The sequence below is a fragment of the Actinomyces marseillensis genome (genome assembly GCF_900155605.1).
In the GTDB taxonomy this organism is placed as follows: Bacteria; Actinomycetota; Actinomycetes; order Actinomycetales; family Actinomycetaceae; genus Pauljensenia; species Pauljensenia marseillensis.
Genome location: NZ_LT707420.1, coordinates 670529 through 677972, shown reverse-complemented (window position 1 = coordinate 677972; position 7444 = coordinate 670529). Strand labels below are relative to the sequence as shown.

Sequence of the window (7444 nt, the reverse complement as noted above, 5' to 3'; positions counted from 1 at the left end):
ACCAGACCCCGAACAGCTCGCACCATTCGGTGGAATACATCGATATCCCGGTTCTTCTGTCCAGCGCGTGCATGACCGGCGCCTACCCGGTTGTTGACATGTCACGCCTGTCCGTGACCGCTTATGACCTGCTTGCGGGTGCTGCGGGCGTTGGAACGACGACCGTCAATGGCGACCACATCGAGAAGATGCCCGCGGTTATCCCGGGCGAGGGATTTGGCACGGTTCGCGATTCCTTCACCTTCACCGAAAACCTGGGCTTTGCTCACGGCGCGGTGACCGGTGGCGCACTGTCGACCCAGCTGGCCTCGGGAGTTCCCGATGCGCTGGTTGGCCCCTGCTGGCCTGCAATTTACGCAGCGCTGGGTTCGGCAATGTACCAGGGAGTTCCCGTCATCGAGGGCCTGGTTAACGCCGTGCACTTGGACCACTCGATCTTCTTGGACCGCGAGCTGCCCTCCTTCGGTTCTCGCGTCGAGGTCGAGGGACGCTGCGCCGAGCTCTCTGAGTCTTCCGCGGGTCGAGTCGTGCGCGTCGAACTGGAGCTCTCCTATGAGGGCGAAGTCTTTGCACGCATGGTTGAGCGCTTCGCGATCCGAGGCCGCATTGCCTCGACTCAGCCGCCGGCCCCCGCTCCCGAGGTCGCCGATTCCTTCGTTGATACTCCGCGTTCTTTCCTGCGTCACGTGCGCGTCCAAGCACCGGAGAATATGACGGCTTTCGCCATTGTTTCTGGCGATTTCAACCCGATTCACACCTCCTATGCGGCCGCGCGCCTGTCTGGTCTGAGTGCACCGCTGGTCCACGGAATGTGGCTCTCGGCAACCGTCCAACATGTATTGTGCGCACACTCCACTCAGCCGGTCGATAGCCCCGACATTCTGGGTGTCATTCGTTCGGTTGAAATGCCCGAGGCTGAGATTTCGGCGTGGTCGTACCGCATGTTCGGCATGGTCCAGCTCAACGACATCGTAGATATCACGATTGAGCGCGTGGGCCGTATCGGCGGCGAGCTCGTCCTTGAAGCGACCTGCCGTATTGGCGATGAGGTTGTCTCGATTGCCCGTGCACGCACTCGTGCACCGCGCACCGCCTATGTCTACCCCGGTCAGGGTATTCAGCGCCAGATGATGGGTTTGGAGCACATGTCTGCGACTGCCCGCAGCGTCTGGGCACAAGCGGATGCACATACTCGCAAGGCCCTGGGCTTCTCGATTGAATCGATTGTCCGCACGAACCCGACCGAACTTCGCGTTGGTTCCGAGATCTTCCGTCACCCCAAGGGCGTCCTCAACCTCACGCAATTCACTCAGGTTGCTCTGGCAACTCTTGCCTACGCACAAACCGAAGAACTGCGCGCCGATGGGGCATTTGAAGAGCACGCCTTCTACGCCGGCCACTCGCTGGGTGAATACACCGCACTGTCGGCCTACGCGCAGATCTTCCCCCTCGAGCAAGTCCTTGAGATCGTCTTCCAGCGCGGATCGGCCATGCACCACCTGGTCGAACGCGATGCGCAGGGACGCTCGAACTACGCAATGGGAGCTCTGCGTCCAAACCAGTTCGGAATGGGCGACGCCGAGGTCCGCGATTACGTCGCCTCGATCGCCGAAAAGTCCGGCGAGTTCTTGGAGATCGTCAACTACAACCTGGCTGGCTCCCAGTACTCCGTTGCCGGAAGTATTGCCGGATTGAAGGCTCTGGAAGCAGATACCGCTGAGCGCGCACGCGCACACGGCGGCCGCCGAGCCCTCATCATGATTCCGGGAATTGACGTTCCCTTCCACTCCTCACGACTGCGCGCAGGCGTTCCGGCCTTCCGCGACAAGCTCGATTCCTTGCTTCCCGAGAGCATCAACCTCGATGTCCTCCAGGGTCGCTACATTCCGAACTTGGTTGCGCGCCCCTTCGAGCTGAGTCGGGACTTCGCACTGTCGATCCTCGAGGTTGTTCCTTCCGAGGCAACCCAGACGCTTGTCGACAATTGGGACGAGGCCGCGGCCAATCCTCAGTCGACCGCGCGTACCCTGCTCATCGAGCTTCTCTCCTGGCAATTCGCTTCCCCGGTTCGCTGGATCGAAACTCAGGACCTGCTCTTCAGTGCTCCTCCCAAGGGATTGGGCGTCGAACGCCTCGTTGAAATCGGCCTGGCTTCCTCGCCGACCTTGGCGAATATGGCATCGAAGACCCTGTCCCTGCCCGCTTTCGCACAGGTTCAAGTCGATGTCTTGAACGTTGAACGCGATAGCGCCCGCGCTCGTAACGAGGATGCGGTTGCCGCCCCCGAGCGTGCGCAGGCAGACTCCCCCGCTTCCGCCGACGAGGCCGCACCCGCAGAAAGTGCAGCCCCGGCCTCGGCAGTGGAGACGCCCGCCGTCGAGGTGGCGACCGAGGCCCCCGCAGCGCCCGCACCGGCTGCCGCAGCAAGCGGAACCATGCCGGAGCTGCCGCTTTCCGCTTCGGACGCGATCCGTATCCTCTTGGCCTTCTCGAACAAGCTCCTCCCCGAGCAGATCGAAGCCACGGACACGGTTGAAACGCTAACAAATGGCGTCTCCTCGAAGCGCAACCAGCTCCTCATGGACATGGCCGCTGAGCTCTCAGTGTCCACGATTGACGGTGCCGCAGAGGCGTCAATGGGCGATCTCTTCTCGACGATCGATTCGCTGGTGCCCTCCTATGCAGCTTTCGGACCGGTCCTGTCTGACGCGATCAACTCCAAGCTGAGGAAGATCTTCGGATCCGCAGGCCTGCCCGCAACCTTCACCACCGGTTACGTCAAGGACAACTGGGGCCTGTCCGAGCAGTGGGCTGCACGCGTGAACGCAGAAATCCTTCTCGGTACACGCGATGGCGACTCAATTCGTGGTGGTAGCCTCTCGACTCTGCCGGGTTCGGTTTCCTCCGCAAAGGACGCTTCGGCACTCATTGACCAGGCTCTGGCACTGATTGCAGCCCGCGAGGGGCTAACCCTCAGCCGCCCGAGTGCGGGTGGCTCGGCCGGTGGCGAGGTCGTTGATTCGGCGGCCCTACGCGATCTGGAATCGCGAATCCTCGGTGATCAGGGAATCCTGGCAACCCAGGCACGCGATATCCTCAAGGCCCTTGGCCTGGCCGATGCTCCTGTCGCCACCGAGATCGAAGATTCTTCCTCCTTGATCGCCGCTGTCGAGGCCGAGCTGGGCGCAAATTGGGAAGCCTCCGTTCGCCCCGCTTTCGACGAGCGCCGCGCAGTTCTCTTGGATGACCGCTGGGCAACCGCGCGCGAAGATCTTGCACGCATCTTAGCTGGTTCTCTTGAGCCCACCGAGGTTCCCGCAGAACGCTTGCGCGGAGGCGGCCAGTCCTTGAGCGCATTGGCGTCCTGGTATGCCGCTCACACGGTGGATGCGGAGCTGAAGGCCTACTTCACGAAGGTTTCCGAGGCCGCCCTTGAGGCAGCCGAAGGCCGTTTCACTGGAGATGTCGCCGTTGTCACCGGCGCGGCTCCCCACTCGATCGCTGCCGCGGTCGTCGGCGAGTTGCTCGCCGGAGGCGCGACCGTCATCATGACCTCTTCTCACGTCAACGATGCTCGCCTGGCCTTCGCCAAGGAGCTGTACCGCACCCACGCCAACATGGATGCGGCCCTGTGGGTTGTTCCCGCGAATATGGCCTCCTTCCGCGATGTCGACGCACTGATCTCGTGGGTGGGTAGCGAACAGACCGAAACGCACGGTGCAACGACCGAGGTCGTCAAGCCTGCGCTTCTGCCCGATCTTTTCGTTCCCTTCGCAGCGCCTCGCGTTTCCGGAACCGTTGGTTCGGATCCTCAGGGTGCGCTCGCTCAAGAGCGCCTGCTTTTGTGGAGCGTCGAGCGCGCAATTCACCTCCTCGCCGGCCTCGGCGCGGACACTGCTCCCGATCACCGCACGCACGTCCTGCTCCCGGGTTCCCCGAACCGAGGAATCTTCGGTGGTGACGGTGCCTACGGCGAAGCGAAGGCCGCTTTCGATGCGATCGCAACCAAGTGGGAGCACGAGTCCGGTTGGCCGACGCGCACAACCATCGCTCACCCGCTCATCGGTTGGGTCCAGGGCACCTCGCTCATGGGCGGCAACGATGTCCTCGTTCCCGCCGCTCAGGCAGCCGGTGTTCACGTCTACACGACCGAAGAAATTGCCGGAGAACTCGCTCAGCTCCTGACTCGCGAGGTCCGCGCCCAGGCGCTTTCCGCCCCGGTCCACGCAGATCTCACGGGTGGCCTCGCCGATGCTGGACTCGACCTGCCGGCACTGGCACGTCAAGCGCGCGAGCAGGCCGCGGCCTCGGCACAGGAAGCCGCTGAACAAACCCCGGCAAGCGTTCGCGCACTGCCCAACCCGCATGCTCCGGCTCTGGCTGCTCCTCTCGCGTGGGATACTCCGCGAGTGAGCCTGCGCGATCAGATTGTCATCGTCGGCACCGGCGAGATCGGTACCTGGGGTTCGGGTCGTACCCGCCAAGAGGCTGAGTTCGGCGAAGACTTCGATCTGACCGCAGCCGGCGTGCTGGAAATGGCCTGGATGATGAAGCTCATCACCTGGTCCGAAAGCCCGCAGCCTGGTTGGTATGACGCCTCGGGTACGCAAGTTGACGAGGCCGAGATCTACGATCGGTTCCGCGATGAGGTCGTGGCTCGATCGGGTATCCGCCGCTTCAACGACGATTCGAACATGGTTGATTGCGGTTCGAATGATGTGAGGACGGTCTTCTTGACCTCCGAGCAGACCTTCACCGTGGATACGAAGGCTGAAGCCGAAGACTACGTCTTGGCCGATCCCTCGCACACGACGATCTGGGAAGAAAACGGCACCTGGCACGTCACCAAGTCCGCTGGTTCCCCCGTCCAGGTCCCCGCGCGAGCAACCCTGACCCGCACGGTTGGTGGCCAGATCCCGCAAGACTTCGATCCGGCTCAGTGGGGTATCCCCGCTTCCATGGTCGAGGCCCTGGACCGCATCGCCGTATGGAACCTCGTCACCGCAGTGGATGCCTTCATCTCCTCGGGCTTCTCCCCCGCTGAGCTCCTGCAGGCCGTCCACCCCGCGGATGTGTCCTCGACGCAGGGCACGGGTATTGGTGGCATGGAGTCCTTGCGCCATGTCTTCCTCTCGCGCTTCCTGGGTGAGGATCGTCCGCAGGACATCCTTCAAGAGGCCCTGCCCAATGTTGTGGCCGCACACACCATGCAGTCCTTCATTGGCGGCTACGGTCAGATGATCCACTCGGTGGGTGCTTGCGCGACCGCAGCGGTTTCCATCGAGGAGGCTGTCGACAAGATTCGCCTGGGCAAGTCCGACTTCGTTGTTGCCGGTGGTATCGACGATATTTCTGTCGAGTCGCTGACCGGTTTCGGCAACATGAACGCGACCGCTGAGTCTGCCGCGCTTGAGGCCCGCGGAATTACCCCGCGTCACTTCTCTCGCGCTGGAGATCGTCGTCGTGCGGGCTTCCTCGAGGCCGCTGGTGGTGGCACCCTGCTGGTGACCCGCGGTGATATCGCCGCGGATCTGGGCCTGCCGGTCCAGGCGGTTGTCGCCTACGCACGTTCCTTCGCGGACGGCGCACACACCTCGATCCCCGCCCCCGGCCTCGGCGCTCTGGCGGCGGCACGCGGTGGACGCGATTCTGCTCTCGCTCACGCGCTTGCCGACCTCGGACTGAGCGCGGACGATATTGCGGTTGTGTCCAAGCACGACACCTCGACTCGCGCGAATGACCCGAACGAGGCCGAGCTCCACTCGCGCCTGTCGGCGGCCCTGGGACGAAGCGAGGGCAACCCGCTCTACGTTGTCTCCCAGAAGACCCTGACCGGTCACGCAAAGGGTGGCGCTGCGCTCTTCCAGGCAGCGGGCCTCATCGACATCTTCCGCCGCCAGGAAATCCCCGCAAACCGCTCTTTGGATTGCTTGGATCCCGACATGGCGCAGTGGATGCCGCTCCTGTGGCTGCGTAAGCCCCTGGATGTCTCCGCATCCCCGGTTCGCGCAGGCGTGCTGACCTCCCTGGGATTCGGCCACATCGCGGCAATGGTTGTCCTGGCGCACCCGGGTGCCTTCGAGGCCGCTCTGCTGGCCGAACGCGGCGAGGCTGCGCTGGCCCAGTGGCGCGAGCGCGCGCAGGCACGCCTCGAAGAGGGACGTCGTCACCTGGATGAGGCCATGATTGGTCGCGCGGAGCTCTTTGTTCCCATCGAGGGACGCCGCCTGCCCGCCGATCGCACGCACGAGGCCGAGGTTGCGCTGCTCTTGGATCCTTCCGCTCGCTTGGGTGCAGATGGCACCTACGCGGGGGCAGAGAACTGAGCCTGGCGTGACACCCGCGGCAATCGGAGTTGACCTGGTTGATGTTGCATCCTTCGGGGAGCAGCTCCGCCAGGAGGGCTCGGTGTTTCATCGAGTGTTCACTGCTCGGGAGTGGAACGCGGCACTGCGTTTTGCTCCCGAGCAGGGGGCCTCGTCTGCCGGGCAGTCGCCTTCGGGGCCGCTTCAAGCGTCTGCATCGCATCTTCTGTCTGAGTCTTCCGTGCCTGAACTGCCCACACGCGCACTGCACTCCCTCGCTGCACGTTGGGCAGCAAAGGAAGCCTTCATCAAGGCCTGGTCCTCGCTCTACTACGGCAGAGAGGACCCGCTGAAGTCCAGCGACATCGATTGGGCCGAAATCGAGGTGGTGTGCGACCGCTGGGGACGCCCCGCTTTCCGCTTCCACGGCCGCATTGCCTCCGAACTAGATAAGACGCAAGAAGAACTCAAGGCTTCACTTTCTTGGCTTCTTTCTCTCTCACACGACGGTAATTACGCGATTGCGTGGGTCAGCGTGAACCAGACTGATCTGCGCGAAGCAAAGGAATTCTCATGACTACACAACTGACTTCGCCCGCATCTGTGGGACGTTCCTCTGTTTTGGCCGATCACCTCGGTGCCGATTCTTTGGTGAAAGATGCACTGATGGTTCTTGCCGGAGCCTCCCTCGTGGGCGTGCTCGCGCAGGTTTCGGTTCCGATGTGGCCCGTTCCGATCACTGGCCAAACCCTGGGGGTTCTTCTTGTCGGAGCAGTTTTGGGTGCGCGCAGGGGCGCTTTGTCCCTGCTGTCCTACATGCTTCTTGGCTTGGCTGGAATGCCCTGGTTTTCCGCTGCGAGCGGCGGTCTTGCTGCCCTCGCAAAGCCTTCTTTCGGCTACATTCTGGGCTTCATTCCCGCAGCGTGGCTGATCGGTAAGCTCTCTGAGCGAGCATGGGATCGCCACTTCTGGCTCTCTCTTGCTGCCTTCGGCGGAGCAACCTTGATTCCCTTCATTGTTGGAATCCCCTACATGTGGGCGGTTCTGCGAATCGGCGGAGTGAGCATGTCTTTGACTGAGGCTCTGAACGCAGGATTTACGCCTTTCATCATCGGCGGTATCGTCAAGGCCGCTGCCGG

At 62.8% G+C, this 7444-nt stretch carries 3 protein-coding genes; all 3 read left to right on the top strand.

The window, feature by feature from the left end; translation table 11 throughout:
• On the top strand, positions 1-6326 hold a 6326-nt coding region (locus BQ8011_RS02845), incomplete at its 5' end, for a type I polyketide synthase (protein ID WP_077209664.1).
• Between the two features lie 7 nt (positions 6327-6333).
• Positions 6334-6882, top strand: coding sequence for a 4'-phosphopantetheinyl transferase superfamily protein (locus BQ8011_RS02840; protein ID WP_083429976.1), 549 nt, complete (start codon positions 6334-6336; stop codon positions 6880-6882).
• On the top strand, positions 6879-7444 hold a 566-nt coding region (locus BQ8011_RS02835), incomplete at its 3' end, for a biotin transporter BioY (RefSeq protein WP_077209684.1). The genes BQ8011_RS02840 and BQ8011_RS02835, both read left to right, overlap by 4 nt.